The sequence below is a fragment of the Devosia sp. genome (genome assembly GCF_028290435.1).
Taxonomy (GTDB): domain Bacteria; phylum Pseudomonadota; class Alphaproteobacteria; order Rhizobiales; family Devosiaceae; genus Devosia.
Map to the genome: position 1 here is coordinate 1 of NZ_JAQGJV010000085.1, position 26,464 is coordinate 26,464.

The window sequence follows — 26,464 nt, forward strand, 5'->3', positions numbered from 1 at the left end:
GGCCTATGTGGCGTCCGACGCCGCGATCTTCACCAGCCGCCTGGTGCTGGGTGAAAATAGCTGGATTGCCGGCCATGCGCTGGTGCGCGGCGACATCGAATTCGGTGCCAATTCCACCGTGAACCCCTATGCCTGCATCTCCGGCAAGGTGCGGTGCGGCGATGGCGTCCGCATCGCCTCGCATGCCTCGATTGTCGGGTTCAACCACGGCTTCGATGACCCCAACACGCCCATCCACGCGCAGAAACACTACAGCGTCGGCATCGTCATCGAGGACGATGTCTGGGTCGGCGCCAATGCGGTTATCCTCGATGGCGTGACCGTCGGCAAGGGCACGGTGATTGCGGCGGGGGCGGTGGTCAGCAAGGACGTGCCGCCGATGGCAATCGTCGCCGGCGTCCCTGCTAAAGTGCTTCGGCGGCGGGGTGAGCCGGCGGCCGGAAAGCAGATGCAGGCGGATAGCGGAGCTGCGCTCAAGCGGCTGGGCGATATGGCGAAAAGCCAGTGGCAGGACATTCTGGCGCGGCATCGGCGGGATGGCTCGAATCTGTCGTTCGAGGCAAGCGGGCAGGCCAAGCAGAGCATCCGGCATCTCTGCGATGCGATAGAAATTGCCACCTCGTTCGACGCGCCGCCGGACGGGCTCGATGTTCCCGCAGCGATTGCGCAATTGCAGGATGTGCAGGACGCGGTGACCGGACTGTTCCCCGATCCGTTCCAGCCAGTGGCGTCGGGGCAAGCGGTGCGCGACAATGGCTTGGCGCTCTACAATGTCTTGGCAGTCGGTTATGCGCTGGAATGCCTGGGCAGCCAGCCGCGTCAACGGATCGGTGCGGTCGAGGACATCGACGCCAACGCGTTCTGCGATTGGCTGGATGGGCTGACCTGGCGCGAACGCGCCTGGGGCGCGGGGGCCGCTGTCGATGCGATCGGCACGGCGCTGTATTTCAACGCGCGCTATTTTTCGACCGGGCGGACGCGCGAAACGCTGTTCGGCTGGTTGGCGCTGAAGCAGGATCGGGCGACGGGATTGTGGGGTTCGACCACAGAGGCCGAGGGCCTGTTGCAGCCGGTCAATGGCTTTTACCGGCTGACCCGAGGCACCTATGCGCAGTTCGGCCTGCCGGTGCCGCAGGCGGAGGCGGCGATCAATTCGACGCTGCTGAACTATCGCAATTATGGCGGATTTTCCGGGCCGACCTACACGGCGTGCAACCTGCTCGACACCATTCATCCGCTGCGGCTGTGCCTGCAGCAAACCGATTATCGCCGGGCGGAAGCCGAAGCCATCGCCCATGCAATCATCCAGCGCGCGGCGGATCGCTGGGTGCACGGTGAGGGTTTTGCCTTTGCCGATGGGCAGGTGAAGAGCCTGCAGGGCACCGAGATGTGGTTGTCGGTGGTGCATCTGGCGGCCGATTTGCTGGGCATGGCGGATGCCTTCCCGTTCGTGCCCAAGGGCGTGCATCGCACCCGCGCGGTCGGATTGGGGCTGTGACCGTCCAGCGAAAGGCGCTCGTGGTCTGGGGCGGCATGGAGCTGCATACGCCTGAGCGCAGCGCCAATGTGGTGCGCGAGTTGCTGGAGGCGGAGGGTTTTGCCGTCACGGTGACGCCGGATTACGACGCGCTGGGCGCCGAGGATGTCGGGGATAATGCGCTGGTCGTGCCGGTGCTGACGGCGGGGGTGCTGGAGCCGGAGAAAATGGGCCGGCTGATTGCCGCGATCCAGGCGGGCACGGGCCTTGCCGGTTTCCACATGGGCCTGGCGACCAGTTTCCGCGACAGCACGCCGTTCCGCTATGCGGCGAGCTGCTATTGGGTGTCGCATCCGGGCAATATCATCACCTATCGGGTGGACGTAACGCGCGGCGATCATCCGATCATGGCGGGGATCGAGAGTTTCGAGCACACGTCGGAGCAGTATTATCTGAACTACGATCCGGCCATTGAAGTGCTGGCGACCACGACGTTTTCGGGGGAATTCCATCCCTGGCGCAGGGATGTGGTGATGCCGGTGGTGTTCACCACGATGCACGGGCAGGGGCGTGTATTCTATTCGTCGCTCGGGCACGTCGCCGATGAATTGGCGCTGCCGCCGGTACGCGAGATCCTCAGGCGTGGCCTGCTGTGGGCGGCGCGGGATTAGCCTTCAGATATTCCGACTCCGGCAATGCTCCTGCATATTTTAGTTCGCGATTGGCGCGTTCCCAGAATAGCGGGTGGACGCGGTCGAGCATGGCTGGCGGCGTCGGCGTCAACGCTAACTGTGCGGCGGTTGTCTCGTCCAGATACAACACGACATTCTGCTTGTACCAGGCGGGGATTGCCTCGTCGGTCCAGATGGACGGACGGACCACATCGAACGCTAGATAGCCGTGTGCTGCGAAGTGCGCCGCCCAATAGCTTTGCCATTGCTCGTTGAGATGATTGACGCCGCCCTGGCCGGGGATGGCCGCGCTAAACAGCAGGGCGGGCGCTAGTGCCACGAGGTCGGCGACGAAGCTTCCGGCGCGGTCGGGCGTCAGGTGTTCGGCGACTTCGAGCGACATTGCCAGATCGACGCGCGGACCGGTGAAGCGCTGCTCCAGATCCTGTGGGGCGAAGTCGATGCGCGGATCGTCGAGCTGATCGGGGGTGACCCAATTGCCTTCAATACCGAAGGCTGATGTGGCGCCGTCGGCCAGTGCAGCGGCAAGCCAGGTGCCGGTGCCGCAGCCGATATCGGCGACAGAACGGCGGGGCAGGGTAGCGGGTAAAGCCGACAGAATTCGGGTGGCCGCATGGGCGGTGGCGGCGCGGCGGTTGACGTAGAAATCGCTGGGATAGATCGAAGCTGTCATGGGTCTCGCGCCCTGGAATGTAGCGCGACCCTAACCCGCCCAGTCCCTTTCAACCAGCCGATCTGCCCCCGCCAAGGCGAAAGTCTTGCTCAAATCGGCATCGCATTCGAACGGACATTGTCGCCACGGCGCTTGGTGGCTGGCCGATAGGGGCTATTGTGCTTGTGGAACCGGCTGGGCAAGGGCCGGACAGAGGAGAGACCAATGAAACTTGAAACCCTGGCGCTGCACCATGGCTATACGGCCGAGGCCACCACCAAAGCCGCGGCGGTGCCGATCTACCAGACCACGTCCTACACGTTCGATGACACCAGGCATGGCGCCGACCTGTTCAACTTGGCGGTGCCGGGCAATATCTATACCCGCATCATGAACCCCACGACTGCGGTGCTGGAACAGCGCGTCGCCGAAATGGAGGGTGGCATTGGCGGGCTGGTGGTTGCCTCGGGCATGGCGGCGATCACCTATTCGATCCAGGCGATTGCGGGTGTCGGCGACAATATCGTGTCGATCAGCCAGCTCTATGGTGGGACCTATAACCTGTTCATGCACAGCTTTCCCCGCCAGGGCATCGAAGTGCGCATGGCCGCGGCCGATGATTTCGACGCCATCGACGCGCTGATCGACGGCAAGACTAAGGCGGTGTTCTGCGAATCCATCGGCAATCCGGCCGGCAATGTGGTGGACATCGAGCGGCTGGCGCAGATCGCGCACAAGCATGGCGTGCCGCTGATCGTCGACAACACGGTGGCGACGCCCTATCTGTGCCGTCCCATCGATTTCGGCGCCGATATCGTGGTGCATGCGCTGACCAAATATATCGGCGGGCACGGCAATTCCATCGGCGGCATTATCGTGGATAGCGGCAAGTTCGATTGGGTCGCCAACAAGGAGCGCTTCGCCGTGCTCAACGAGCCCGATCCGTCCTATCACGGCGTGGTCTATACTGCGGCGCTGGGGCCGGCGGCCTATATCGGGCGCTGCCGCGTGGTGCCGCTGCGCAATACCGGCGCGGCTTTGTCGCCGCATAGCGCGTTCCTGTTCCTGATGGGGCTGGAAACGCTGGGCCTGCGCATGGAGCGGCATAACGAAAATGCCCTCAAGGTGGCGCAATATCTCAAAGCCCATCCCAAGGTGAGCTGGGTCAATTACGCCGCGCTGCCGGACAGCAAGTATCATGCGGTGGCCAAGCGGATCACCAAGGGGCAGGCCTCGGGCATTGTCAGCTTCGGCATCAAAGGCGGCCAGGAGGCGGGCGGCAAGTTCATCGACGGCCTCAACATGATCCTGCGGCTGGTCAATATCGGCGATGCCAAGTCGCTGGCCTGCCATCCGGCGTCCACCACGCATCGCCAGCTCAACCCCGAGGAGTTGGCGCGGGCCGGCGTATCGGAAGACCTGGTGCGCATTTCTGTGGGTATCGAGCATATCGACGACATCATCGCCGATATCGAACAGGCGCTCGCCAAGGCCTGATCGTGCTGCGACCGGTCCAATGGGCCGGCCGCATTCCTGCGCCCATCCCTGATTGAATGTCTGCGACCAGGCAATTGACCGCCCCGATTGCTCGTGTCAGTGTACACGTGTGCAAAGGTTCAATTCCGCGTTAGTCGGACATTCTTTGTACACGTGCGCAAAATGTCATGAGGCCGTTATGAACGGCCCCTACAGCACCCAAGCTGGACTTGCGCCAGAGGAGTTTCGCGGCCGACATCGGGTGATGGGTGGCTGTTCTGGGACCAGCCACCTGACGGCTCAACGGGAGAAGATGGATGACAATTCTAAGAGGTTTGATGCGGGCGACCGCGCTTGTTGCCGTGACGGCAGCGCTCGCTGGTCCGGCTCTGGCCAAGGACGTGACGATCAGCGTCTGGGCTGGCGGCACCGGGCCAAACGACGTCTATCGTGTCGATGCGATCGATATCGCCGCCGACATTCTGGAGCGTGAAGCCGCCATTCGCGGCGAAGAGCTCAACATCACGGTCGAAAAGACCACCTATCCGGGCTGGCCCGATTTCAAGCAGGCGCTGACCCTGTCGGCCGAAGCCGGCAATCCGCCCAATATCGTGGTATCCGGCCATGAAGACATTGCCCCCTGGGCGCAGTCCGGGCTGATCGTGCCGGTCGAGGACTATGTCGATCTCGACGCCTGGCCGCTGAGCGCCATCTATCCGAACCTGATGCAGATCGCCTCCTATAGCGGCAGCGTCTATGGCATTCCGCAGGATGCCGAGTCCCGGCCCTTCTTCTTCTGGCGGCCTTCGATGCTCGCCATCGGCTACACCGATGCCGATCTCGATGCCCTGCCGCAGAAGATCCAGGATGGCACTTATACGCTGGCCAATGTGCTGGAAGACGCCAAGAAAATGCAGGATGCTGGCGTTGTGCAACCCGGCTACGGCTTCTATCCGCGCCCGTCCAATGGCCCGGATTACTGGCAGTTCTACCGCAGCTTCGGCGGCACGCTGGAAGAGAATGGCAAGCTGGTCTTCGACAAGGCCGCGATGACCAAGTTTTACCAGTTCTTCGTCGATGCGGTCGCGGCCGGCGTCACCAAGAAGAACCATATCGGCATGGACGACGCCACCTGGTGGGCCGATATCGGCGCCGGCAAGGCTGGCATCTGGCATGGCGGCACCTGGCATTATGCCCGCTACGTCAACCAGGAAGGCATGAAGGACTTCTTCGGCAATGTGCAGTTCTCGCTGATCCCGGCCGGCGATGCCGAGGGCAAGGCCAATACGCTGACCCATCCGCTGGTGTATCTGCTGACGGACAACAAGGACAAGGATCTGATCCAGATCGCCGCCGACCTGATCACCATCGCGTCCGAGCCGCAGATCAACGTGCTGCACGCCATCAAGTCGGCCCATCTCGGCATTTCCGAGGAAGAGACGACGCTGGCGCTCTATAGCGACAACCGCTGGGCCTCCGAGGCCAGCCAGCGCCTGCTGCCCTACGCCACCGCCATGCCGAACAACGCCAATTTCGGCGTCTATTGGGATGCGATGTGGGCGGGCCTGCAGGCATCGTGGACCGGCACCAAGACGGTCGATCAGGCCATCGCCGATGTCGAAACCACGCTCAAAAGCGGCCTCGGCGACGCGATCATCATTCGCTAGCGCCGTCACCCATCCGGCGGGAGCAATCCCGCCGGCCTTTTCCGGCAGCAGGAGGCCTTGATGAACAGTTCCAGATCGCTCGGCCTGATGTTGCTGACCCCGGCCATTGTGCTGGTGGTATTGTTTTTTCTCGTCCCGGTGGCGCTGACGGCGGTGTTCTCCTTCACCAATATGAGCACGGCGACCGGCATTACCGGCGGCGCCTATCAAATCGGTCCCAGTTCGCTCCAGCGGCTTGGCGATAAGTACGGTTTCCCCGAGCTTGCCGAACGGCTGAGCCAGCCGAGCTACGTGATCGACGAACGCGGCCTCGTGGCGCTGGATGCTGCAGGCGTCGATGCATCGACGATCACCGAAATGCGCACCCATCTGGGCGAGGTGTTTCCCACACGGCGCGAAGCCGAGCGGATGATCAAGGGGCTGAGTGCGCGGCCCAGCACGCGCGAGGTCAAGCAGATTTCCGAGCAGTTCAACCGTTCGCTGCTCGATACCCGCTATGAGAGCGAGGGCGATCTTCTGGCCGGGCTCGATGCGCTGGGCGTTGAGGTGACGCCGGCGGAACGCGATGCGGTGGCGGCGTCGAGCTATTCGGGCTGGACTTGGACCACCGACAATTTCCGCCGCATGGTCTCGACGCCCGATACCTTGCGGACGCTGATCAACACGGTGTTTTACGTCGCCATAGTGCTGGTGCTGTTCAATACCGGCTATGCGATGTTTCTGGCCATCACCACCTATTACATGCCTGAAACGACGGGCGGTATTTTCCGTTCGATCTGGCTTTTGCCGCGCATCACGCCGCCGGTCATCTACGTGCTGATGTGGAAGTGGCTGGCCTGGGATACGGGGTTCATCTCGATGTTCCTCGGCCAATTCGGTGTGGCGCCGAAAAACTGGATGCTGGATAGCTCGACCAATGCTTGGGTGTTCGTCATCCTGATCAACGGCTTTGTGGGCGCGTCGATGGGCATGCCGGTGTTTTCGTCGGCGCTGCGGGCCATTCCGAAATCGCAGTTTTACGCCAGCGAAGTGGATGGCGCGAGCCGCTGGCAGCAGATCCGTTACATCATCCTGCCGCAGATGCGCTGGCCGATCCTGTTCGTCACCTGTTACCAGACGCTGTCACTGCTGGCTTCGTTCGATCTGATCCTGCTGTCGACCGAAGGTGGGCCGGGTGGCGCCACCGAAGTGTGGTCGCTGATGACCTATCACACCGCGCTCAACAACTATGCGGGCAATCTCGAATATGGCTATGGCACTGCGCTGTCGCTGGTGCTGGTGGTGATCGGGGTCACGCTGTCGCTGATCTACCTGCGGGTGTTCAATTACAACGCGCTGGTCGCCAAACCGCTGATCGAGCAATAATCATGGCCACGCAAACCCAAGTTTCGGCGAACTTCAAAAGCTGGCCGGTGATCCTGGCGCTGGCCATCGTCAGCCTGCCGCTGATCGTGATGTATCTCTACTTCTTCATCGATACGATCACCGACTCCGCCCCCGGCTCGCTCATTCCTAATGCCATCACCTTCCGGCACTGGGACTTCCTGTGGCAGGCGCGGGGCAATCGGCCCAGCATCTGGCCGGTGGCGCTCAATACGCTGGTTTTCGCCACCACGGTGACGATCATCGTGCTGCTGGTGTCCTCGACCGCCGGCTATGTGCTCTCGCGCCTCAACGTTCCGGGGCGGGGATTCTTCCTCGCCGGGGTCATGGTGCTGCATGCGTTTCCGTCGGTGACGCTGATCGTGGCGATCTTCCTCGTGCTGCAAATGGTGGGGCTCTACAATTCGCTCTACGGGGTGATCCTCGTCAAAGCAGCGCTGGAAATGCCGCTCGGCATCTGGCTGATGAAAGGCTTTTACGACACCGTGCCGTGGGAAATCGAAATGGCGGGGATTGCCGATGGCGCTTCGCGGTTCACCGTGTTCCGCCGGCTGGTGCTGCCGCAGGTGCGGCCGGCGCTGATGGCGCTGGGGCTGTTCGCGTTCCTCTCCAGCTGGAGCGAATATATCTTGCCGCAGGTGCTGGCGCCCGGCGCCAAGGCGCAGGTGCTGAGCGTTTATCTCGCAAGCCTGATTGCCGACGACAACAATTTCGACCTGTCCTTGTTCAAGGCGGTCGGCGTTTTTTACATCATCCCGGTGCTGATCTTGTTCCTGTTTTTCCAGAAGCACCTCATGAACATCTATGGCGGGGGCTCGAAGGGCTGATGCGGATTCTGCTCGATAAATTCTCCAAAAGCTTCGGGACCACCAAGGTCATCGAGGACCTGACGCTGGAAGTCGCTGATGGCGAAATGCTGGCCTTGCTGGGCCCCTCAGGCTGCGGCAAGTCCACGACGCTGTTCGCCATCTGCGGCATCCACAAGGTGACCGGCGGGCGCATCCTGTTCGGCGACCGCGACGTCACCGATCTGCCCAGCCAGGCGCGCAGCGTTGGGGTCGTGTTCCAGTCCTATGCGCTTTATCCGCATATGACGGTGGCGGAGAACATCGCCTTTCCGCTGCAGGTCAAGAAGGTTGCGCCCGACCAGATCAAGCGCGAGGTCGATGCGATCGCGGCGCTCGTGCATATTGAAAATCTGCTCGGACGGCGGCCGGCGGAACTGTCCGGCGGGCAGCAGCAGCGAGTGGCCTTGGCGCGAGCGCTGGTGCGCAAGCCCGATGTGCTGTTGCTCGATGAGCCGCTGGCGAACCTCGATGCCAAACTGCGGCTGGAAATGCGCTCGGAAATCCGCCGCATCCAGTTGGAGACGGGGATTACCGCAATCCTCGTCACCCACGACCAGGTCGAGGCGATGAGCATGTGCGACCGCATCGCTATCATGAATGCGGGCGAGATCGTGCAATTGGCGACGCCGACGGAGATGTATCACAATCCGCGCACGGCCTTCGTTGCCGGGTTCCTCGGCAATCCGCCAATAGCGTTTCTGCGCGGCACGGCGCGGGATGGCGGCTTTGCGCTGGACAATTCCGACATTCGCCTGCCGCTGCCAGTCGGCACACTAAGCCCCGCCGACGGCAGCAAGCTGACGCTGGGCATTCGCCCCGAAGATTTCGGACCGCTCGGGGATATCGCCATTCCGGGCAAGGTCTCGTTTGTGGAAACGCAGGGTCGCGAAAACCTCTATGACGTGCGGCTGGCCGATGGCAGCGTGCTGCGCTCGATCCAACCGGTGCGCGGCGATATCGCGGTGGGCAATGAGGTCGCCTGGAGCGCCAGCGGCGCCAAGGTGATGGTATTCGGCGAAAACGGAGCGCGGATATGATTCCGGCCTATGTGCATGAGCTGGCGCTGCGTTATGGCTGGCCGGTGACCGCGGCCGAATTGCCGATGACCATTGGCCACCGCGGCGCGAGCGGCCATCGCCGAGAAAATACGCTGGCGTCGTTTCGACTCGCCGCCGATATGGGTGCGCGCATGTGGGAGCTGGATACCCAGCTCACCGCCGACGGCATTTGCGTCGTCAGCCACGACGATCACCTGCAACGCGTGTTCGGGCAGGACCTGCATATCTCCAAGCTTAGTTTTGTCGAGTTGCGCGCTGCCGTGCCGGACGTGCCGAGCTTCGCCGAAGTCGCGGCGCTGGGGCGGCAGACGCATTGCGGGCTCTATGTGGAACTGAAGGCGGTGGGCACGGGCCAGTTGGTCTGGCAGGAATTGCTGGCCAATGAGCAGCGCTTTGCCTGTTTGGGCTCTTTCGATGTGGCGCAGGTGCGCGAGCTGCGCGATAGCGGATGCGATTATCCACTATCGGTGCTGGTGCGCGTCGGACACGATCCGCATGCGCTGGCCGACCGGGCGGGGGCCGATATCATCCATTTATGCTGGGAAAAGGCTGGGGCGCGGCCGCAGGACCTGGTCGATGCGGCGCTGATCGCCAGGGCGCGCGCTGACGGCCGCGGCATCGTGCTATGGCATGAGGAACGGCCCGATATCATCGCCGATATCGTCATGCTGCCCGTGTTGGGCATTTGCACCGATCTGCCCGATCTGTTCCAGAACCAGGCCAAGGCATCATGAGCGACACCGAAAACCGTTCGCGCAAGGTGACTTCGTTCGATGTGGCGCGGCGCGCCGGGGTGTCGCGTGCAGCGGTGTCGCGCACGTTTACGCCCAATGCCAGTGTCTCGGCTGAAACGCGTGCCAAGGTGCATGAGGCGGCCAAGCATCTGGGCTATCGCGTCAATTACCTGGCGCGGAGCCTCACCAACCAGCGCTCGGATTTCGTCGGCGTGGTGGCGGCAGGGCTGGATAACCCATTCCGCAATCTGCAGATCGAGCAGATTTCGCGGGCGCTGCTGGCGCGAAATTTCCGGCCGGTGCTGCTACCGACCGATACCGAGGATCAGGCCGAAGTTATCGCGCAATTGCTGCATTATGCAGTGTCCGGCGTGCTGGTGACTTCGGATGCGCCACCAACCTCGCTCTGCGAGGAGTTCGCCGACAATGGCGTGCCCATCGTGCTCATCAACAAGGGCGACGACATTCCGCTGGTGGACAGGGTGGTCTCCGACGACAAGGCCGCTGGGCAGATCGCCGCGATGCAGTTGATCGATGGCGGCGCGCGGCGTCCGGCGGTGATGGGCGCGGCTGGCGTGTCCTATACGGCGCGGCGGCGTATGGAGGCGTTCCTCGCCCGTTGCAAGGCGATGGGCGTGACCGCTGATGTGCTGCCCATAGCGCGCAATGATTATGCGCACGGCTTCGACGGTGCCGGGCAGCTGGCCGGCACCAATATCGATGCTCTGTTCTGCATCAACGACTACCTGGCCTGCGGGGTAATTGACGGCCTCGCCCGAGCGCGCAAATCGCGCGGCGCACCTCCACTGCGCATTATCGGGCACGACAACATCCCGCAGGCCGGGTGGGGTGCCTATGAGCTGACGACGATCTTGCAGCCCTGCGACATCCAGGCCGAGCAGGCCATCGACCTGCTGACCAGCCGCATGGCCGACCCGACGATGACTGCCCGGGTGGAGTTTACCCCCGTTTCCCTGATCAAGAGGAAGACCGCGTGATTGAGGCCGAAGCCAAAGCCCCGGGCCTGACCGCGCGCGTCACTGCCGCCATCGATCTGGCGCGCCAGGTGGGACGCGCCGCATCGGCATTTCGCGATAGCGGCGCGCTCAATGTCGAGAACAAGGGCCTGCAGGACTTCGTCACCATTGCCGACCGGCAGGCCGAGGAGACCATCCGCACCACGCTGGCGCGGCTATTTCCCGATGACGGCTTCATGGGTGAAGAAGGCGGCGGGACGCCAACTGGAATCGGCTTCTGGGTGGTCGATCCGATCGACGGCACCACCAATTACATCCGCGGCTTCCGCCATTGGGGCGTGTCGATGGCCTATGTGGCGGACGGGGAAATCCGCATCGGCGTGATCTATGACGCGGCGCTGGACAAGGTCTATTCGGCGGTCAAAGGCCAGGGTGCGTTCAAGGACGGGCAGGCTATCCGCGCGTCGTCCGTAACTGATCCGGCGCAGGCGCTGGTCATTCTCGGCCATTCCCGCCGCACCGATTTCGCGGTGTATCAGGGCGTCTCGCAGCGGCTCTACGGTCTGGGCATAGACTATCGCCGTATGGGCGCAGCAGCGATCGGGCTGGTACGGGTGGCCGACGGTATCGCCGATTTATACTACGAGCAGCACCTCAACGGCTGGGACATGATGGCTGGGGCCTTGATCGCGCGCGAAGCGGGGGCCATGGTCGCAATGCCGCCACTTGCTGCGTCGCTTAGTGAAGGCGGGCCCATTATCGCCGGCGCTGCCGGTCTTGCCGCCCAATTCGCATTCCTCGCCGACATTGCCGGCCCCGATTGCGTAGCGCTGCCGTGAACCGAGGACTAATTCTGGGATGAATATCTATCTGCTGATCTTGCATCTTGCTGGCGCTGCGACATTGCTTCTATGGGCGGTCCGAATGGTCCGAACCGGTGTCGAGCGAAGCCAGGAACCGGCCCTGCGGCGCGCGTTGCGCGAAAGCCGGGGCAGCAAGATCAAGGCAGCGGGGATCGGTGCCGCCATCGCGCTGCTGTTGCAGAGTTCGACCGCGGTGGCCGTGCTGGCCGCGGGATTTGCGGGCATTGGCATCATGAGCGTGGCGACGGGGCTGGCGCTGATGCTGGGGGCCTATTTCGGCTCCTCGGTCGTTGTGCTGATCCTTTCGGTCGATCTCACCTGGCTGGCGCCGCTGCTGTTGCTGGCCGGTGGCGGCCTGTTTTTCAAGGGCACGGCGCGCGAGCAGCGGCAGTTCGGGCGTATCCTGATCGGCATCGCCCTGATCCTGATTTCGCTGCAGATGATCGGCGAGGCGACCGCGCCGCTACGCGGCAATGCCGAATTGCCGATGATTGTGAGCTATCTCAGCGGCGACTTCATCACGGCGTTCCTGATCGGGGCGGCGTTCACCTGGCTGGTGCATTCCAGTGTGGCATCGTCGCTGCTGATCGTGACGCTGGCGGCGCAGGGCGTGATGCCGATCGAGCTTGGCGTGTCGCTGATCCTGGGCGCTAACCTGGGCGGTACGCTGGCGGGAATGGGCTTGACCGGCAGCGGCACCACCGAGGCGCGCCGGATTGCCTATGGGCAATTGCTGTTCCGCGGGATGGGCTCGCTCGCCGTGTTGCTGGTCTATCACCTGCTCAATCCGGACTTGTCCTGGCTGGGCGGGGACGTGGCGCGGCAGGTGATCAATCTGCATCTGGGGTTCAACTTCGTCGTCCTGCTGATTGGTCTGCCGCTGACCGATGCGGTGGCGACGTTGATGGCAAAGCTGATCAAGCCGAAGCTGACGGCCGAGGAAATGGCCAATCCGCTGGCCGAGGCAACCAGTGCGCTCGACCAGAACGTGGTCAGCCAGCCCGATCTGGCGCTGGCCAGCGCGACGCGCGAATTGCTGCGCATGGCCGAAATCATCGAGCGCATGCTGGCGCCGCTGATGGAGCTCTACGAAACCGGCGACCGCGAGAAAATTCGCCAGGCGCGGCAGATGGAAAATGCCGTGGATCAGGCCCAGCAGGAGATCAAGCTCTATCTGGCCAAGATTCAGTTCGGCGAAGACCCGGACGAAGTGCGGCGTGCGCATGACCTGTCGAGCTTTGCCATTAATCTGGAATATGTCGGCGACGCCATCTCCAAGACGCTGTTGCGGCTGGCGGAACGGCGGCGCGACCAGAAGCTGTCATTTTCGGCGGAAGGCTGGCGCGAGCTCAACGAACTGCACCACCGGGTGATGGCCAACATGCAGTTGGCCCTCAACGTACTGGTATCGCAGGATCGCGAATCCGCCCGCAAGCTGCTGTCGGAGAAGGAAGCCATGGGCTGGGCCGAGCGCGCCAGCCACGGTCAGCATTTGCGCCGGCTGCAAAACGGCGGCGCCGACAGCATCGAGACCAGCAATATTCATCTGGAGACCCTGCGGGCGCTCAAGACCATCAACTCGCTATTCGCCAGCGTGGCCTATCCGATCCTGCGCGCCAGCGGCGATTTGCTGGATAGCCGCCTGAGTGGCAAAGCCTAAGCCGGCTTTTCCACCTCGGCGCGGCGCGGCGAAAATCGGTCGCGAATCCAGGTTTGCGCCGGGCGCTCGATCCAGCGATAGCTGGCGATCGAGATGGCGATCAGCACGGCGAAGAACGCGAGGAAGCCCGACGGGCTCTGGATCGGCGCCAGCGGCAGGCCCCCCATCATCACCGCCGAGGCGATGGCGAGCTGCAGCGGGAAATGCCACAGGTAGAGTGCATAGGTGAGGTCGCCGATGGGCGAGAGTTTTTGCCAGAACTTTGCGCCGTGGCTTTCGTGCAGGGCTAGCGCGAAAACGGTCAGCGGCACGAGGCCGAGGCGGAAGCCCATCTCGACCCACCACCAGCCGATAATGCCAAAACTGTTCAGCCAACTGCTCAATGGGTGGTACTTTGCTTCGACAAAGGCATAGAGCCACAAGACTACGGTGAGGCCGAAGATCGGCGTGACGAGCGGGGGCATCCACTGCCGGTCGCCTAGCCGGCGCCACGCTTCATAAACCACGCCTCCCGCGAAGAAGCCGATAATGCCGCGGCCGAGTGCCCACTGGGTCTGCATGACCCAGAGGCCGATGATCACGGCGCCAAGCAGGGGCACAATCCAGTGCGGTTTGAACAGCCGGCAATAGAAGCAGAACAGCACGTAAAGCAGAATCTCGACGCCAACCGACCATTCGGGGCCGTTGAAGGTCCAGCCCGGGATAAAATATTGCAAAAACAGCAGGTTGAGGATGAAATTGGGCCAGGTCGTGCCGCCATAGACGAAGCTGTCATGGCCATTGGCCATCAGGTTGACCTGCAGCACGGCGATCACGATCAGGGTGATGAAATGCAGCGGATAGAGACGCGAGACCCTTGCCAGCCAGAATTTCCCCAGGCCCAGCGATTTTTGGCTGATGGCCTGTCCATAGAGCCAGAAGAACACGAAACCCGATAGCGTGAAGAAGAACTCCACCGCCAGCCAGCCGTATTGGTAAAGCGGAAACAGCAGGTCGTAGAAGGGCTGGATTGTGCGGTCGGTAAGCTTGCCGCCGCCGATCAGGTACATGTGCTGCCAGTGCCAGACCACCACGGCCAGCGCGGCGATACCGCGGGCGGCGTCGAGCGAATGCAGGCGTTTCGGTTCAGTCACGCCTACATCCTTCGGAGTGTGCTGCAGCGTTGGCTAATGGTCCGCGATGGCGCGAGCAAGACCAAATTACTGAAAATGGGGTAATGCGCGGCTGGCGGATCGGTTTCGAATTTATTGCAACGTTGCGACGGCGCCACCAGAATCGCGATAGAGCGAGGCTGCGATATGAAATTCGAGGCGGGCATGACCGACAAAACCATCCATCTGGTGTTCAAGACCCATCTCGATATCGGGTTTACCGACCATGCGGAAAAAGTGCGGCGGCAATATCATGAGCAGTTTATTCCCCAGGCGCTGAACACCGCCGAGCATTTTTATGCCGAGAACCCGGCCGCCCCAGCCTTTGTGTGGACCACAGGCGCCTGGCTGATCTGGGACCATCTCAACAGCCAGGACGCCGCTAAGGTGGCGCGGCTGGAGCGGGCCATCGAGCGCGGACTGATCGTCTGGCATGGATTGCCCTATACGACCCATACCGAGCTGATGTCGCCCGCGCTGTTTCGCGCCGGGCTGAGCTATGGGCAGGAATTGGATCGCCGCTTCGGCCGGACCACAATCGCCGCCAAGATGACCGACGTGCCAGGCCATACGCTGGGCATGGTGCCGCTACTGGCCGAAGCGGGGATCCGATTCCTGCACCTGGGCGTGAATACGGCGAGCCCGGTGCCGGATGTCCCGCCCATTTTCCGCTGGCGCGCGCCGAATGGCGACGAGGTCGTGGTGATGTATCAGGCGTCCTATGGCGAAACCGATTTTCCGGCGGATCCGGAGATCGGGCTGAGCTTTGCGCATACCAACGACAATATCGGGCCGCAAAGCGTCGGGCAGACGGTGGAGGCCTATCGAGCGCTGGCGCATGCCCATCCGGGCGTGACGATCCAGGCGTCGACGCTGGATGCGTTTGGCGCGGCGATGTGGGCGCGGCGGGATGAGTTTCCCGTGGTCGATATCGAGATCGGCGATAGCTGGATCCACGGCACGGGCAGCGATCCGGTCAAGATCACAAAATTCCGGCAGTTGCAACGCCTCTACGATGGCTACGCTGCCGGCGATCTGACGCCGGAACGGCTGGCCTTCGGGCGCGGGCTGGCGATGGTGGCCGAACACACCTGCGGCGTCGATATCAAGACCTATCTGCGCGACGAGACCGCGTGGGACCGGCCGGCATTCGAAGCGGCGCGGCGGACTGATTATCGCTTTGCCTATACCGAAGCGTCATGGGCCGAGCAGCGGCACTATATCGATGCGGCGGTAGCTGGGCTTGGTCACGAAGATCGAGGCGAGGCGCAGCGGGCGCTGATCGAGCTGGACGTGGGGCCGGAGCCATCGGAGCCTCGACAGCAGGTGGGCGAACTGCGGGTGGATGGCTGGGTGGTGGGTCTGGACGCCACGACCGGCGATGTGGTCTCGATCACCCGCCCTGATGGTGTTGGCCTCACCGGGCGCGACGGCACGTTAATCGGTTATCGCTATGAGAGCTATGACAGTGCCGAGTTGCAAAAGCATCTCGATAGCTATCTGCAGCATCGGCTCGAATGGGCCGTTCTGGATCATGACAAGCCGGGACTGGAACACGCCGCTACCGCTCGGAATGCGGTATTTGCGCCGCGCTTCGCGGGCGTAGTGGGTGTCACCGCGATTGGTACGCTGCCGCTAGAAGCCTATGACACGCTCGGCGCACCGCGACAGGTGGAAATGACGGTCCGGGCCCTCGACGCCCGGCGGATCGAACTGAACTGGGTGCTGCGCGACAAGCCGGCCAATCGCATGCCGGAGGCCAGTTTCATCACCCTGACGCCGCAGGGCAGCGACGCGTGGGAGTATCACAAGCTGGGGCTGTGGCAAGATGGGGCGCGGATCGCACGCAAGGGCGGTGGGCAATTGCAAGGCGTGAGCGCCGTGCGGAGCCGGGCTGGCGGGGTTTCTGTCACCGCAACGCCGCTCGATACGGCCCTGGTGGCGCCCGCGGCCAGCCCGTTTATGCCGTTCGCAATCGAGCCGCCCGACCTGTCGCAGGGCGTACGATTCAACGTGCATAACAATAAATGGGGCACGAACTTCCCGATGTGGTGGGAAGGCGACTTCAAGAGCCGGATCGTGCTGGAACTGGGCGATTAATAGAAGACCGGCTCGGCAGTCAGCCCGATGCCGAAACGCTCGAAGACGGCTGCCTTAATCCGCGCGGCCAGGGCCTCGATTTCAGCGCGGGTGCCGCCGCCGTGGTTGACCAACACCAAAGCGTGGCGGTCCGATACGCCGACCTGCCCTTCGCGCGCGCCCTTGAGGCCGCATTGCTCGATGAGCCAGCCGGCGGACAGTTTCATGCTACCATCGGGCTGCGGGTAGGCGGGGGCGGTGGGATTGGCGGCGCGGACCGCGGCATGGATATCGGTCGTCACCACGGGATTGTGGAAGAACGAGCCGACATTGCCGATTTTTTTGGGGTCGGGCAGCTTGCTTTGGCGCAAGGCGATGACCTGGTCCATGACCGCGCGCGGGGCGGCATCGACCGGCAGCGTATTGAGCCCGGCATAGTTGAGGATCGGCGTCCATTGCACCGGCAAGGCGAAGCGGACGCTGGTGACGATATAGCGGCCCGGCTCGGCCTTGAAGACGCTCTGGCGATAGGCGAAGCGGCAGTCGGCCGCGCTGAAGGTGCGGAAGGCGTGGGTTTGTGTATCGAACGCGGTGAGGCTGTCGAAACGGTCGGCCAGTTCCAGCCCGTAGGCGCCGATATTCTGCACCGGTGAGGCGCCGACCGTGCCGGGGATCAGCGCCAGGTTCTCGAGGCCGGGCAGGTCGTTGTCCAGCGTCCAGACGACGAAGTCGTGCCAGGTTTCACCGGCCGCGGCCTCGACGATATTGTTTTTGCCATCCTGGCCAATCAGCGTTTTGCCTTTGATCGCCATCAATAAGGTCAGCCCATCAAACCGGGGCGACAGGATGACATTGCTGCCACCGCCCAGCACATGCACCGGCAAGCTATTGGCGCGGGCATGCTCATAGGCCGCGGTCAATTCGCCCGGGCTGGTGATGATTGCGCCGAAACGGGAGCTGGCGGAGAGACCAAAGGTGTTGGCTTCGGTCAGGTCCATGTCCTGGATGGGGGAGAATGTGGTCACGCGGGGTCCTGCTAGGCGGCGCAATCACCGCTAATGCGGGATACCGCCGAAATGGTGGCCGCGCAATCGCCAGCGCGACGCGCGGCGACTGTACGCTAGAAGTCACTGCCGTCGTCGGAACTTCGCTCGATGATCTTCGTTCACTGACCAGCGTCACCCCATCAGCACCGGAGTGAAAAAACATGGCCGAAGAAAAAACGCTGGACGATCTTTTTCTCGATACCCTCAAGGACATTTATTACGCCGAAAAGCAGATCGTGAAGACCCTGCCAAAACTGGCCAAGGCGGCCACGGCGCCGGAGCTCAAGGCCGGCTTTGAGCAGCATGCCGAAGAAACCCAGGGCCACATCGACCGGCTGGAGCAGGTGTTCGAGCTGATCGGCAAGCCCGCGCGCGGCAAGACCTGCGATGCCATCCTGGGCATTCTGGAAGAAGGCAAATCCATCATGGAGGACTTCAAGGGCACCGTGGCGCTGGACGCCGGCCTGGTTTCGTCCGCACAGGCGGTCGAGCACTATGAAATCGCCCGTTATGGCACGCTCAAGACCTGGGCGATCCAGCTTGGCCTGACCGATGCCGCGGCATTGCTCGACGCGACACTCAAGGAAGAAGTCGCCACCGACAAGAAGCTGTCGCAGGTTGCGACCTCCGTCGCCAACCGCAAGGCAGCGTAAGTTCACTTGGCGCGGAGCCTGTCTCCGCGCCAATTTTCCAGTCATGCGGCAGACATAATGCGCAAGAATACGGCAGTGGCCGAAGCTATCAGGCGGACGGCATATTTTTTATGGGAACAAGATGGCCGCCCCGAGGGGCGCAGCTTTCATTATTGGCTGCGCGCCAAGGACATGCATATGCGCCAGATGGCCTATGACCAATGGCTGGCCGAAGGCGCGCCACCGGGACGCGCCGTCGCCAATTGGCTGGATGTTGCCGAGGAAATCGACAAGGAATCGTAGCTTGTGCCTGTGGGGCGTCTGGGCCCTGCGAGCGTAGCTCTCCGGGCCTGACATGCTAAAAACGCGCCACTGGCGCGTTTTTGCTTTGCGCAAGCAAAGCCTCAGTCAGTCCTTGGCGCGCTCGACGTAGGAATTGTCTTCGGTCAGGATCACGATGCGAGTGCCGGCGCCGATATGGGGCGGGACCATGACGCGCAGGCCATTGCTGAGCAAAGCGGGCTTGTAGGACGACGATGCCGTCTGGCCCTTGACTACCGGCTCGGTCTCGACGATTTCGGCAGTGACGCGCTGGGGCAAAGCGAGCGCGATGGCGACGCCTTCGAAGGTCTTGAGGTATACCTTCATGCCATCGGTGAGATAGGCCTTGTCGTCGCCGATGACGTCTTCGGTCACGGTGATCTGGTCGAAGTTTTCCGGGTTCATGAAGTGGAAGCCTTCGCCGTCGCCATACAGGTAATCGTATTCGCGCTCGTCGACGTCGGCCTTTTCCACCATCTCGACAGTGCGCCAACGGCCGACGACCTTCACGCCATCCTGGATGCGGCGCATGTTGACGTTGGTGATGGAATTGCCCTTGCCGGGATGCACATTCTCGGCGGTCAGCACGATGTGCAGCTTGCCGTCCTGTTCGACGACATTGCCCTTGCGCAGCGAGGAGGCGATGACCTTGACCATTATTCTTCCTTGTTCAAGCGGTGGCGGCGGCCTAAAGGAGCGGCAACAGAGACGATCCGGGCGCACTAATTGGTGGTTGGGTGCCCCGATACCTCAATTCCGCCGAAACTGCCAGTCCCGAGCACGAAAGAGCAAAGCTGTTGGCCACAATCGCGCAATCGCCATGGTGGACGCCTGCGGTTCACGCCGACCGGCGGCCGATCCTGTTGGCGCGCAACCGCATCGAGACCGCCATCAGAGGCTATCTGGTGGATCAGGATTTTTTGATGGTGGACCCGCCGGGGCTGCAGCGCTCGCCCGGCAACGAGACGCATCTGCATGCGTTTTCAACGACTGCCATTGGCAATGATGGGGCGGCGGAGACTCTGTATCTGCATACCTCGCCCGAGTTCACGATGAAAAAGCTGCTGGCGGCTGGCGAGCAGCGGATCGCCAGCCTGGGCCATGTCTGGCGCAACCGGGAGCGCGGCCCGCTGCATAGTCCCGAATTCACCATGCTGGAATGGTATCGGGTAGGCGAGGGCTATGAGGCGGTGATGGACGATTGCGCCGCCATGCTGCGGCTGGCGGCGGCGGGCGCGGGGACAAGTGTGCTGCGCCATCGCGACCGCGAATGCGATCCGTTTGCCGAGCCGGAGCGGTTGAGCGTGGTGCAGGCCTTTGAGCGGTATGCGGGCATTGACCTGCTGGCGAGCATGGATACGGACGGATCGACCGACGCGGAAGCGCTGGCGGCGCAGATGCGCGAGCGCGGGATAAGTGTGCCCGATGAGTACACATGGTCCTATCTGTTCAGCCTGGTTTTGACCGAAAAGGTCGAGCCAAATCTGGGTTTGGGGCGAGTGACGATCCTGGATGAATATCCGTCTGCCGAGGCGGCATTGGCGCGGAAATCGGAGCGCGACGGGCGGGTGGCGGAGCGGTTTGAGGTCTATGCCTGCGGGGTTGAGTTGGCCAACGGGTTTGGCGAGTTGACCAATGCGGACGAACAGCGGCGCCGGTTTGGCCTCGAGATGGAGGAGAAGCGGCGGCTCTATGCCGAGGCCTATCCGATCGATGAGGACTTCCTCGCAGCGCTGGCGATCATGCCCGAGGCGAGCGGGATCGCGATGGGGTTCGACCGCGTGGTGATGCTGGCGACGGGTGCGCCGAAGATCGATTGGGTGATGTGGGCGCCGGTAGTGGAGGCGGGGGCATGACATTGCATCGCGCTATCAAGAGCACCGATGATCTTGTCGAGGCCGGGCTGATCGATGTGACCGAGCGCGATGGCGTTGCGGCGGTTACGGAGCGCTATGCGCTGTCGATTTCGCCGACAATGGAAGCTTTGATCGACCGGGACGATCCAAACGATCCGATCGCGCGGCAGTTCGTGCCCGATCCGCGCGAGCTGCTAACGACGCCGGACGAGCGAGCCGATCCGATAGGCGATCTGGCGCATTCGCCGGTCGAGGGGATCGTGCATCGCTACCCGGACCGGGTGCTGCTCAAGGCGGTGCATGTGTGCCCGGTGTATTGCCGGTTTTGCTTCCGCCGCGAAATGGTGGGACCGCAGGGGCTGGGGACGCTGGCGCCCGAGGCTATGGAGGCGGCGTTTGGCTATATCCAAAGCCATACCGAAATCTGGGAAGTGATCCTGACCGGCGGCGATCCACTGGTGCTGTCGCCGCGCCGGTTGCGCGCGATGATGGAGCGGCTGGCGCAGATCCCGCATGTAAAGATCGTGCGGTTCCATACCCGCGTGCCGGTGGTGGAGCCCGAGCGCTGCGATGCCGAGCTGATCGCGGCGCTCAAGGCGTGTGGCAAGCAGGTTTATATTGCCCTGCACGCCAATCATCCGCGCGAAATGGACGAGGCGGCGCGGGGTGCCTGCGCGCGGCTGGTGGATGCGGGCATCGTGATGCTGAGCCAGTCGGTGCTGTTGCGCGGCGTCAACGACGATGTCGAAACGCTGGCGGCGCTGATGCGGGCGTTCGTCGAAAACCGGGTGAAGCCGTATTATCTGAACCACCCGGACCTGGCGCCTGGGACGAGCCATTTCCGGCTGAGCATCGAGGAAGGCCAGAAGCTGGTCGCGGCACTGCGCGGGACGATTTCGGGTCTGTGCCAGCCGACCTATATCCTCGATATTCCGGGTGGATATGGGAAGGCCGATATCGGGGCGAGCAGTATCGAGGCACTGCCGGATGGGCGCTATGAAGTGAGCGATTTTCGGGGCGGGGTGCATCAGTATCCGCCGGATAGTCAGTCGCAGTAACGTGAAGTCGATTTACGGCTGCGCGTAACCTTCGGCGTGCTCTTGGCGAACTCATGGTCACGGGCGGCAATTGATCGCCCAGTCTCAGAAGTTCAGCAAAACACATCGTGAGGAATTCGCCATGACGCTCCGTTTGAGCCACAGGACTGCTATTGCCTATTCAATGTTGACGCTGGCGGCATTTGCCGCGCCGGCCCTTGCCCAGGACGCCATGATGGCGGCTGATCCGATGAACGACATGATGATGGCCAACGACACGGCCGCCATGGGATCGCCGATGATGAGCGAGGGCGGCAAGACCATCATGATCACCATCGAGAACGTGTTGACCGGTCAGCCCTTCTCGCCATCGGTGGTGGAGAGCCACACCGGCGACGCGGCGCCGTTGTTCAAGCTGGGCGACAAGGCCAGCGATCCGCTTGTGCCGGTGGCCGAAGGCGGCAATATCGGCATGTATAGCGTCATGGCCGCAATGAATAAGGACTCCACCATTGGCGATGCGCAGTTGGCGATCCACACGCTGCCCGGCCAGACGCGCGTACTTTACGTTCATGTCGATGAAAAGCATCCGCTGATCGACGGCGTCTGGATGCTCGGCAATACCAATGACGGTTTTTCCGGCTTTACCGGGGTCGACGGCTTCAGCTTGACCGCGCCGATGACCATCGACGTGCGCGGCTACGATGCCGGCTCGGAAAAGAACAGCGAGAAAAAGGGTTTTCTGGGCGCCTTGGGCGGCGGCAATGAGCGCGATCCTGAGAATGGCGTCATCACCTACCACACAGGCATCCGCGGCGATGCTGACGCGCCGAAGGAATGGAACTGGGACGTCAACGGTCCGGTCGCCCATGTGACCTTCGCGCCGATCCAATAATCCCACGTCTCCTGTGCAACTGGCCGCGCCGCATCCGCGTCGCGGCCTTTCTTGCGTCGAAACACTTAGCTCTTGCACTAAGTGTTTCCTGATGATACTTAGCCTTATGGCTCAGCAATCAGAACAGCTCGATGGCATTTTCCAGGCTTTGGCCGACCCGACGCGTCGGGCGGTGCTGGGGCGACTGGGACGCGGGCCGGCCAGTATCAGCGATCTGGCAAAACCGTTCGACATGGCGCTTCCGTCGTTCATGAAGCATATCCATTTTCTGGAGGGCAGCGGGCTGATCCAGACCCGCAAGGAAGGCCGCGTGCGCACCTGCGCCATCGACAAGCAGCGCTTTGCCGCGATCGAGACCTGGTTGAGCGAGCAGCGCGCCCTGTGGGAAGGGCGCACCGACCGGCTGGAACAATTCGTGCTCAAGACGCAAGACAAGGAGACACAAAAATGAATTTCATGCTCAATCCCGATACCGACCTGACGATCTCGCGCGTCATCAAGGCGCCCCGCGCGCGGGTGTGGAGCGCCTGGGCCGAACCACGCAGCTTCGAACAGTGGTGGATACCTGAACCGGCCAAATGCAAGGTGGTAGATATGGACCTGCGCGCCGGCGGGGCATTCCAGACGTTGATGAGCGAAAATGGCGGTGACTTTGCGCCGCATTTGAGCGCCTGCTTCCTCGATGTCGTCGAAGGTGAGCGGATCGTTTTCACTAATGCGCTGCTGGGTGGCTGGCGCCCGGCCGCGCAGCCGTTCATGACGGCGATCATCACGATGGCCGATCATCCCGAGGGCACGGAATATCTCGCCCAGGTGATGCATAAGGACAATGCCGACCGCAATATGCACGCGGAAATGGGATTTTACGACGGCTGGGGCACGGTCATCGAGCAGTTGGCCAAGCGGGTGGAAGCGGCCTGACTAGACTACTCCGCTAGTATCCGCTCAACGAAATCGGCGCGCTCGTTGACGCTGATCTTGGGCAGGATGATCAGCTCATAGCCGAGTGCGGGATAGACTTGGAGCAGGTTGGCGTATTCGGCCCCGGCTTCGGCCAGACCGTGGCGGCGTTCCGGATCGGTGACGTAGATTTCGGGCCAGGGCGGGGTGAGGAAAACCCGGCGGTGGTAGCGGTGAGCCTCACGCAGGGGCGCCAGTGCCGGCTCGCCGGTGAGGCGCTCGACGCCGGCGGCCGCGTCGATCAGGCCGCGATCGAAGAAGACGAGGCCGGTATGGGCGGCGACGGCGGCGCGGTCGGCGAGGGCCATCGCGACGGCGCGGCGGATGAAGGCCTCAGCATCGAGCCAGGGCAGGGCCATGCCGCCGCTTTGCAGTTCCTGCTGCACAATGCGGCGCCCCGGTTCCTCGACCACGGTGTGGCCGCGCCGGGCGAGCTCGGCGAGCAGCGTGGACTTGCCGCCGCCCGAGCAACCGGAAATGACGACAAAGTTCTCCATCGCTAGCTCCGACTACTCCGCGGCCGCGCGGCCGGCCGGGAAAATGCCCGACATGACGGTGAAGCCGGGAATGCGGCGCACGCGATCGCTCCAGCGACGGATGGCGGGATAATCCATGCGCGAGATGTTGCCTTCTTCGCTGAGCATCACATAGGGGAAGCAGGCGATATCGGCGGTGGTGGGATGTGGGGCGGCGCAGAGCCACGCGCGGCCCTCGCGTTCGCCAAACCACAAATGCTCATCCATCAGCCGGAACAGGCGATGGGCGCCGGCCTGCACTTTGGGCAGATCGAAATCGTAGAACATGCCGAGCGCCAGTCGGGCAGCCGACGCCGTGGCGGTGATGTCATCGGCAAAGGCGTGCCATTGAAGAACTTCAGCAAGCTGGACCGGCTCGGTTGGGAACCACAGCCCGCTCGGATCGTATTTGCGCGCCAGATAGGCCAGGATCGCGCCGCTATCGCGCAGTACCAAGCCATCGTCGACCAGCACCGGAAGTTGGCCGAGCGGGTTCAGCTTGAGGAACCAGTCGGATTTGTGCTGGCGGCCGGGGTAGAAATCGACCGGGATGATGTCGTAGCGGACGCCCAGAATGCTCATCAGCAGGCGCAGCTTGTAGCAATTGCCGGAGAGCTCGAAATCGTAAAGGGTGATGGCCATGGGTCAGATATCCAGCACGAGACGCGGGGTGAGCGAGCGGGAGACGCAGGTCATCATGCAGTTGTTGGCGCGCTTTTCGCTGGCGTTGAGATAGACGTCCTGATGGTCGGGGGTGCCTTCCATGACCCCGGTCAGGCAGGTGCCGCAGGCGCCTTGTTCGCAGGAGGATGACACTTGCAGGCCGGCCTCGCGCATGACCTCGAGGACGGTCTTGCCCGAGGGGATGTGCAGCGTCATGGCGGAGCGGGCGAGTTCGACTTCGAAGGCCGAGCTGTCGTCGATGACGCGGTCGTTGCGGAAATATTCGTAATGCACGGCCTCGTCAGGCCAACCGAGATCGGCGGCGGTGGTGCGGACGGTTTCAAGCAGCGAGCCGGGGCCGCAGATATAGACGTGCTGGGCGAAGCTGTGGGCGCCGAGGGTTTTGGTGATGGTTTCGGCAATGGCGGCGCGGGGCAGGCCGATATGGAGGGTGACGTTGGCGCCGAGCGCGTCGATCTGGTCCCGGAAGGCGATCTGGTCTTCGGAGCGGACGATGTAGTGTAGCTCGTAGGGCAGGTTGGACTTGGCAAGGAAGCGCGCCATCGAGAGGATGGGCGTGATGCCGATGCCCCCGGCGATCAACACGGTGCGGATGGTATCGCGGCGCAACGGGAAATTGTTGCGCGGCTCGGAAATGGCCAGCACGTCGCCTTCGCGGACAGTGTCGATCAGCACTTCGGAGCCGCCCTTGGAGGCGAGGTCGCGCTTGACGCCGATGGTGTAGCTCAGGAGTTCGCCCGGGCCGTTGGTGATGGAATATTGCCGGCTTAGGCCATTGGGCAAGTGCACGTCGATATGGGCGCCGGGCTGGAAGGTGGGCAGATGATTGCCGTCGAGTGCGGTTAGCTCGAATGCGGTGATGCCGGTGGCGGTGGCCCATTTGCGCTTGACCATGGCGCGCAGGGTGAGGGCGCTGCCGATGGTGATTTCGGGCATGGTGGAGAGTTCGACCGAGACTTTTTCGAAGCTCGGGGTCAGTGGCTCGGGAATTGGCTTTTTTTCCGCCAAGCGTTCCAGGCGGTCGCGGAGCTGGACAAGACCTTCGTTATGGCTGCGCAATTGCGCGTTGATATCGGGGAAGGTGTGGTCCAGCAGACCACGCACGACACAGCGATTGGAGTCCACAGGCTGGACAAAAAAGACGATGGAGCGGTGGCCTTCTTTGAGCTCCACCGTGACTTTTACCGCCAAGCCGGGAAGGCGTTCGGTAACCGTCGCTACGCCGAGAATGCCCTTTTCGGCCGTGACCGCATAACCTTCCAATGCCTTCAGTACATCCTCGGTGGTCGCGTTTATCGGCATCGGGCGAAGGGCCAGCCACTCGGCAGATGCGGAACCGTCAAAAGGCGCGAACTCGGCCGCGCCATTATTGGCGGACCAGACCAGACCGAAGGCCTCCACCGCCGGATAGGTGGTGTTGGTGATGCGGCGGGCGGGGGCGTCGGCGGGGTGGGCGGGGATGTAGGTGCAGCCGGCGGAGCGGTTGGCGTAGCGCCAGCCGTGATACTGGCATTTGAGCTCGCCGCCCTCGTTGATGCCGATGGAGAGGCGCACCCCGCGGTGCAGGCAGCGGTTTTCCCAGACATTCACGTTGCCGTCGTCGGCGCGCCAGATCGCGAGTTCGCGGCCGAGAAGCTGTCCGTGGAAGACGTGGCGCAGGGGGAGGTCGGTGCTGGAGGCGACGGGGTACCAGGTGGTGTCGGTGGTAGAGAGCGTCATTGTCATTGATCCGCGGTCGGTCGGATCGCGCCACGATCATTGGAGTTTAGGACAGCTACCCTGGCGTACGGGGCGGCTTGAG

General features: G+C 62.7%; 26 protein-coding genes. 19 read left to right on the forward strand and 7 right to left on the reverse strand.

Annotated elements, in window-relative coordinates; all coding sequences use genetic code 11:
* Both JWP26_RS18800 and JWP26_RS18805 read left to right on the forward strand, forming a co-directional pair.
* A partial coding sequence (locus JWP26_RS18800; RefSeq protein WP_299731389.1) for a DapH/DapD/GlmU-related protein occupies positions 1 to 1,498 on the forward strand: 1,498 nt, incomplete at its 5' end.
* Positions 1,499 to 1,533: 35 nt separating this feature from the next.
* Positions 1,534 to 2,148, forward strand: a complete 615-nt coding sequence (locus JWP26_RS18805; protein ID WP_299731571.1) for a ThuA domain-containing protein — start codon at positions 1,534 to 1,536, stop codon at positions 2,146 to 2,148.
* Here the strand turns inward: JWP26_RS18805 and JWP26_RS18810 are convergent.
* Complete coding sequence (locus JWP26_RS18810) at positions 2,114 to 2,842, reverse strand: class I SAM-dependent methyltransferase (RefSeq protein ID WP_299731392.1); 729 nt, start codon at positions 2,840 to 2,842, stop codon at positions 2,114 to 2,116. The two genes, JWP26_RS18805 and JWP26_RS18810, sit on opposite strands and share 35 nt — an antisense overlap.
* 204 nt (positions 2,843 to 3,046) lie before the next feature.
* Between JWP26_RS18810 and JWP26_RS18815 the strand changes: the two genes are divergently transcribed.
* The 9 genes from JWP26_RS18815 (at position 3,047) to JWP26_RS18855 (ending at position 13,487) form a co-directional block, all read left to right on the forward strand.
* Positions 3,047 to 4,318, forward strand: coding sequence for an aminotransferase class I/II-fold pyridoxal phosphate-dependent enzyme (locus JWP26_RS18815; RefSeq protein ID WP_299731395.1), 1,272 nt, complete (start codon positions 3,047 to 3,049; stop codon positions 4,316 to 4,318).
* A 296-nt stretch (positions 4,319 to 4,614) separates the two neighbouring features.
* Positions 4,615 to 5,964 carry an extracellular solute-binding protein gene (locus JWP26_RS18820; protein WP_299731398.1) on the forward strand — a complete coding sequence of 450 codons (1,350 nt, stop codon included), beginning with the start codon at positions 4,615 to 4,617 and terminating at the stop codon, positions 5,962 to 5,964.
* Between the two features lie 60 nt (positions 5,965 to 6,024).
* Entirely contained in the window at positions 6,025 to 7,329 is a 1,305-nt protein-coding gene (locus JWP26_RS18825) for a carbohydrate ABC transporter permease (RefSeq protein ID WP_299731401.1), read from the forward strand.
* Between the two features lie 2 nt (positions 7,330 to 7,331).
* The gene (locus JWP26_RS18830; protein ID WP_299731404.1) at positions 7,332 to 8,174 is read left to right on the forward strand and encodes a carbohydrate ABC transporter permease; all 843 of its coding nucleotides are present in this window, start codon (positions 7,332 to 7,334) and stop codon (positions 8,172 to 8,174) included.
* Positions 8,174 to 9,232, forward strand: a complete 1,059-nt coding sequence (locus JWP26_RS18835) for an ABC transporter ATP-binding protein (protein ID WP_299731407.1) — start codon at positions 8,174 to 8,176, stop codon at positions 9,230 to 9,232. The genes JWP26_RS18830 and JWP26_RS18835 overlap by 1 nt, the downstream gene beginning before the upstream one ends.
* Complete coding sequence (locus JWP26_RS18840; RefSeq protein WP_299731410.1) at positions 9,229 to 9,987, forward strand: glycerophosphodiester phosphodiesterase; 759 nt, start codon at positions 9,229 to 9,231, stop codon at positions 9,985 to 9,987. The genes JWP26_RS18835 and JWP26_RS18840 overlap by 4 nt, the downstream gene beginning before the upstream one ends.
* Entirely contained in the window at positions 9,984 to 10,985 is a 1,002-nt protein-coding gene (locus JWP26_RS18845) for a LacI family DNA-binding transcriptional regulator (protein ID WP_299731413.1), read from the forward strand. Before JWP26_RS18840 ends, JWP26_RS18845 begins: the two co-directional genes overlap by 4 nt.
* Positions 10,985 to 11,803 carry an inositol monophosphatase family protein gene (locus JWP26_RS18850; RefSeq protein WP_299731574.1) on the forward strand — a complete coding sequence of 273 codons (819 nt, stop codon included), beginning with the start codon at positions 10,985 to 10,987 and terminating at the stop codon, positions 11,801 to 11,803. Before JWP26_RS18845 ends, JWP26_RS18850 begins: the two co-directional genes overlap by 1 nt.
* Before the next feature lie 19 nt (positions 11,804 to 11,822).
* Positions 11,823 to 13,487 carry a Na/Pi cotransporter family protein gene (locus JWP26_RS18855; RefSeq protein WP_299731416.1) on the forward strand — a complete coding sequence of 555 codons (1,665 nt, stop codon included), beginning with the start codon at positions 11,823 to 11,825 and terminating at the stop codon, positions 13,485 to 13,487.
* On the opposite strand, the gene JWP26_RS18860 is transcribed toward JWP26_RS18855, so the two are convergent.
* Entirely contained in the window at positions 13,484 to 14,620 is a 1,137-nt protein-coding gene (locus JWP26_RS18860) for an acyltransferase (RefSeq protein WP_299731419.1), read from the reverse strand. The genes JWP26_RS18855 and JWP26_RS18860 overlap by 4 nt on opposite strands.
* A 183-nt stretch (positions 14,621 to 14,803) precedes the next feature.
* On the opposite strand from JWP26_RS18860, the gene JWP26_RS18865 reads away from it, so the two are divergent.
* Positions 14,804 to 16,738, forward strand: coding sequence for a DUF5054 domain-containing protein (locus tag JWP26_RS18865; RefSeq protein WP_299731422.1), 1,935 nt, complete (start codon positions 14,804 to 14,806; stop codon positions 16,736 to 16,738).
* Here JWP26_RS18865 and murB read toward each other — a convergent pair.
* Positions 16,735 to 17,742 (reverse strand): UDP-N-acetylmuramate dehydrogenase, encoded by a 1,008-nt coding sequence (gene murB / locus JWP26_RS18870; RefSeq protein ID WP_299731425.1) that lies wholly within the window; start codon positions 17,740 to 17,742, stop codon positions 16,735 to 16,737. The genes JWP26_RS18865 and murB overlap by 4 nt on opposite strands.
* Before the next feature lie 182 nt (positions 17,743 to 17,924).
* On the opposite strand from murB, the gene JWP26_RS18875 reads away from it, so the two are divergent.
* Together JWP26_RS18875 and JWP26_RS18880 are read left to right on the forward strand one after the other, a co-directional pair.
* Entirely contained in the window at positions 17,925 to 18,416 is a 492-nt protein-coding gene (locus JWP26_RS18875) for a ferritin-like domain-containing protein (RefSeq protein WP_299731428.1), read from the forward strand.
* A 57-nt stretch (positions 18,417 to 18,473) separates the two neighbouring features.
* Entirely contained in the window at positions 18,474 to 18,698 is a 225-nt protein-coding gene (locus tag JWP26_RS18880) for a DUF2934 domain-containing protein (protein ID WP_299731431.1), read from the forward strand.
* A gap of 105 nt (positions 18,699 to 18,803) precedes the next feature.
* Here the strand turns inward: JWP26_RS18880 and efp are convergent, their stop codons facing one another.
* Positions 18,804 to 19,373, reverse strand: a complete 570-nt coding sequence (gene efp, locus JWP26_RS18885; protein WP_299731434.1) for an elongation factor P — start codon at positions 19,371 to 19,373, stop codon at positions 18,804 to 18,806.
* A gap of 137 nt (positions 19,374 to 19,510) precedes the next feature.
* On the opposite strand from efp, the gene epmA reads away from it, so the two are divergent.
* The 5 genes from epmA (at position 19,511) to JWP26_RS18910 (ending at position 23,425) form a co-directional block, all read left to right on the forward strand.
* The gene (gene epmA / locus JWP26_RS18890) at positions 19,511 to 20,572 is read left to right on the forward strand and encodes an EF-P lysine aminoacylase EpmA (RefSeq protein WP_299731577.1); all 1,062 of its coding nucleotides are present in this window, start codon (positions 19,511 to 19,513) and stop codon (positions 20,570 to 20,572) included.
* Complete coding sequence (locus tag JWP26_RS18895; protein WP_299731437.1) at positions 20,569 to 21,630, forward strand: lysine-2,3-aminomutase-like protein; 1,062 nt, start codon at positions 20,569 to 20,571, stop codon at positions 21,628 to 21,630. Before epmA ends, JWP26_RS18895 begins: the two co-directional genes overlap by 4 nt.
* 121 nt (positions 21,631 to 21,751) lie before the next feature.
* Positions 21,752 to 22,504 (forward strand): spondin domain-containing protein, encoded by a 753-nt coding sequence (locus tag JWP26_RS18900; protein WP_299731440.1) that lies wholly within the window; start codon positions 21,752 to 21,754, stop codon positions 22,502 to 22,504.
* A gap of 106 nt (positions 22,505 to 22,610) precedes the next feature.
* Complete coding sequence (locus JWP26_RS18905) at positions 22,611 to 22,955, forward strand: helix-turn-helix transcriptional regulator (RefSeq protein WP_299731443.1); 345 nt, start codon at positions 22,611 to 22,613, stop codon at positions 22,953 to 22,955.
* Positions 22,952 to 23,425: an SRPBCC family protein gene (locus tag JWP26_RS18910; RefSeq protein ID WP_299731446.1), complete on the forward strand. Its 474-nt coding sequence runs from the start codon at positions 22,952 to 22,954 to the stop codon at positions 23,423 to 23,425. Before JWP26_RS18905 ends, JWP26_RS18910 begins: the two co-directional genes overlap by 4 nt.
* A 5-nt stretch (positions 23,426 to 23,430) precedes the next feature.
* Here JWP26_RS18910 and JWP26_RS18915 read toward each other — a convergent pair whose 3' ends face one another.
* Genes JWP26_RS18915 through JWP26_RS18925 form a run of 3 tightly spaced genes read right to left on the reverse strand, consistent with a single transcriptional unit; the run spans position 23,431 to position 26,382 of the window.
* On the reverse strand, positions 23,431 to 23,961 hold the full coding sequence (locus tag JWP26_RS18915) for an AAA family ATPase (RefSeq protein WP_299731449.1): 531 nt from the start codon (positions 23,959 to 23,961) through the stop codon (positions 23,431 to 23,433).
* 12 nt (positions 23,962 to 23,973) lie between these two features.
* On the reverse strand, positions 23,974 to 24,621 hold the full coding sequence (locus tag JWP26_RS18920; RefSeq protein WP_299731452.1) for a glutathione S-transferase family protein: 648 nt from the start codon (positions 24,619 to 24,621) through the stop codon (positions 23,974 to 23,976).
* A gap of 3 nt (positions 24,622 to 24,624) precedes the next feature.
* Entirely contained in the window at positions 24,625 to 26,382 is a 1,758-nt protein-coding gene (locus tag JWP26_RS18925) for a Rieske 2Fe-2S domain-containing protein (protein ID WP_299731454.1), read from the reverse strand.
* Between the last annotated feature and the right edge of the window lie 82 nt (positions 26,383 to 26,464).

Bases quoted from the DNA above. Each gene is read 5' to 3' on its own strand.
- JWP26_RS18805 (WP_299731571.1), top strand. From the start codon at position 1,534: ATGGAGCTGCATACGCCTGAGCGCAGCGCCAATGTGGTGCGCGAGTTG.
- JWP26_RS18810 (WP_299731392.1), bottom strand. From the start codon at position 2,842: ATGACAGCTTCGATCTATCCCAGCGATTTCTACGTCAACCGCCGCGCC.
- JWP26_RS18815 (WP_299731395.1), top strand. From the start codon at position 3,047: ATGAAACTTGAAACCCTGGCGCTGCACCATGGCTATACGGCCGAGGCC.
- JWP26_RS18820 (WP_299731398.1), top strand. From the start codon at position 4,615: ATGACAATTCTAAGAGGTTTGATGCGGGCGACCGCGCTTGTTGCCGTG.
- JWP26_RS18825 (WP_299731401.1), top strand. From the start codon at position 6,025: ATGAACAGTTCCAGATCGCTCGGCCTGATGTTGCTGACCCCGGCCATT.
- JWP26_RS18830 (WP_299731404.1), top strand. From the start codon at position 7,332: ATGGCCACGCAAACCCAAGTTTCGGCGAACTTCAAAAGCTGGCCGGTG.
- JWP26_RS18835 (WP_299731407.1), top strand. From the start codon at position 8,174: ATGCGGATTCTGCTCGATAAATTCTCCAAAAGCTTCGGGACCACCAAG.
- JWP26_RS18840 (WP_299731410.1), top strand. From the start codon at position 9,229: ATGATTCCGGCCTATGTGCATGAGCTGGCGCTGCGTTATGGCTGGCCG.
- JWP26_RS18845 (WP_299731413.1), top strand. From the start codon at position 9,984: ATGAGCGACACCGAAAACCGTTCGCGCAAGGTGACTTCGTTCGATGTG.
- JWP26_RS18855 (WP_299731416.1), top strand. From the start codon at position 11,823: ATGAATATCTATCTGCTGATCTTGCATCTTGCTGGCGCTGCGACATTG.
- JWP26_RS18865 (WP_299731422.1), top strand. From the start codon at position 14,804: ATGACCGACAAAACCATCCATCTGGTGTTCAAGACCCATCTCGATATC.
- JWP26_RS18875 (WP_299731428.1), top strand. From the start codon at position 17,925: ATGGCCGAAGAAAAAACGCTGGACGATCTTTTTCTCGATACCCTCAAG.
- JWP26_RS18880 (WP_299731431.1), top strand. From the start codon at position 18,474: ATGCGCAAGAATACGGCAGTGGCCGAAGCTATCAGGCGGACGGCATAT.
- efp (WP_299731434.1), bottom strand. From the start codon at position 19,373: ATGGTCAAGGTCATCGCCTCCTCGCTGCGCAAGGGCAATGTCGTCGAA.
- JWP26_RS18895 (WP_299731437.1), top strand. From the start codon at position 20,569: ATGACATTGCATCGCGCTATCAAGAGCACCGATGATCTTGTCGAGGCC.
- JWP26_RS18900 (WP_299731440.1), top strand. From the start codon at position 21,752: ATGACGCTCCGTTTGAGCCACAGGACTGCTATTGCCTATTCAATGTTG.
- JWP26_RS18905 (WP_299731443.1), top strand. From the start codon at position 22,611: ATGGCTCAGCAATCAGAACAGCTCGATGGCATTTTCCAGGCTTTGGCC.
- JWP26_RS18910 (WP_299731446.1), top strand. From the start codon at position 22,952: ATGAATTTCATGCTCAATCCCGATACCGACCTGACGATCTCGCGCGTC.
- JWP26_RS18915 (WP_299731449.1), bottom strand. From the start codon at position 23,961: ATGGAGAACTTTGTCGTCATTTCCGGTTGCTCGGGCGGCGGCAAGTCC.
- JWP26_RS18920 (WP_299731452.1), bottom strand. From the start codon at position 24,621: ATGGCCATCACCCTTTACGATTTCGAGCTCTCCGGCAATTGCTACAAG.
- JWP26_RS18925 (WP_299731454.1), bottom strand. From the start codon at position 26,382: ATGACGCTCTCTACCACCGACACCACCTGGTACCCCGTCGCCTCCAGC.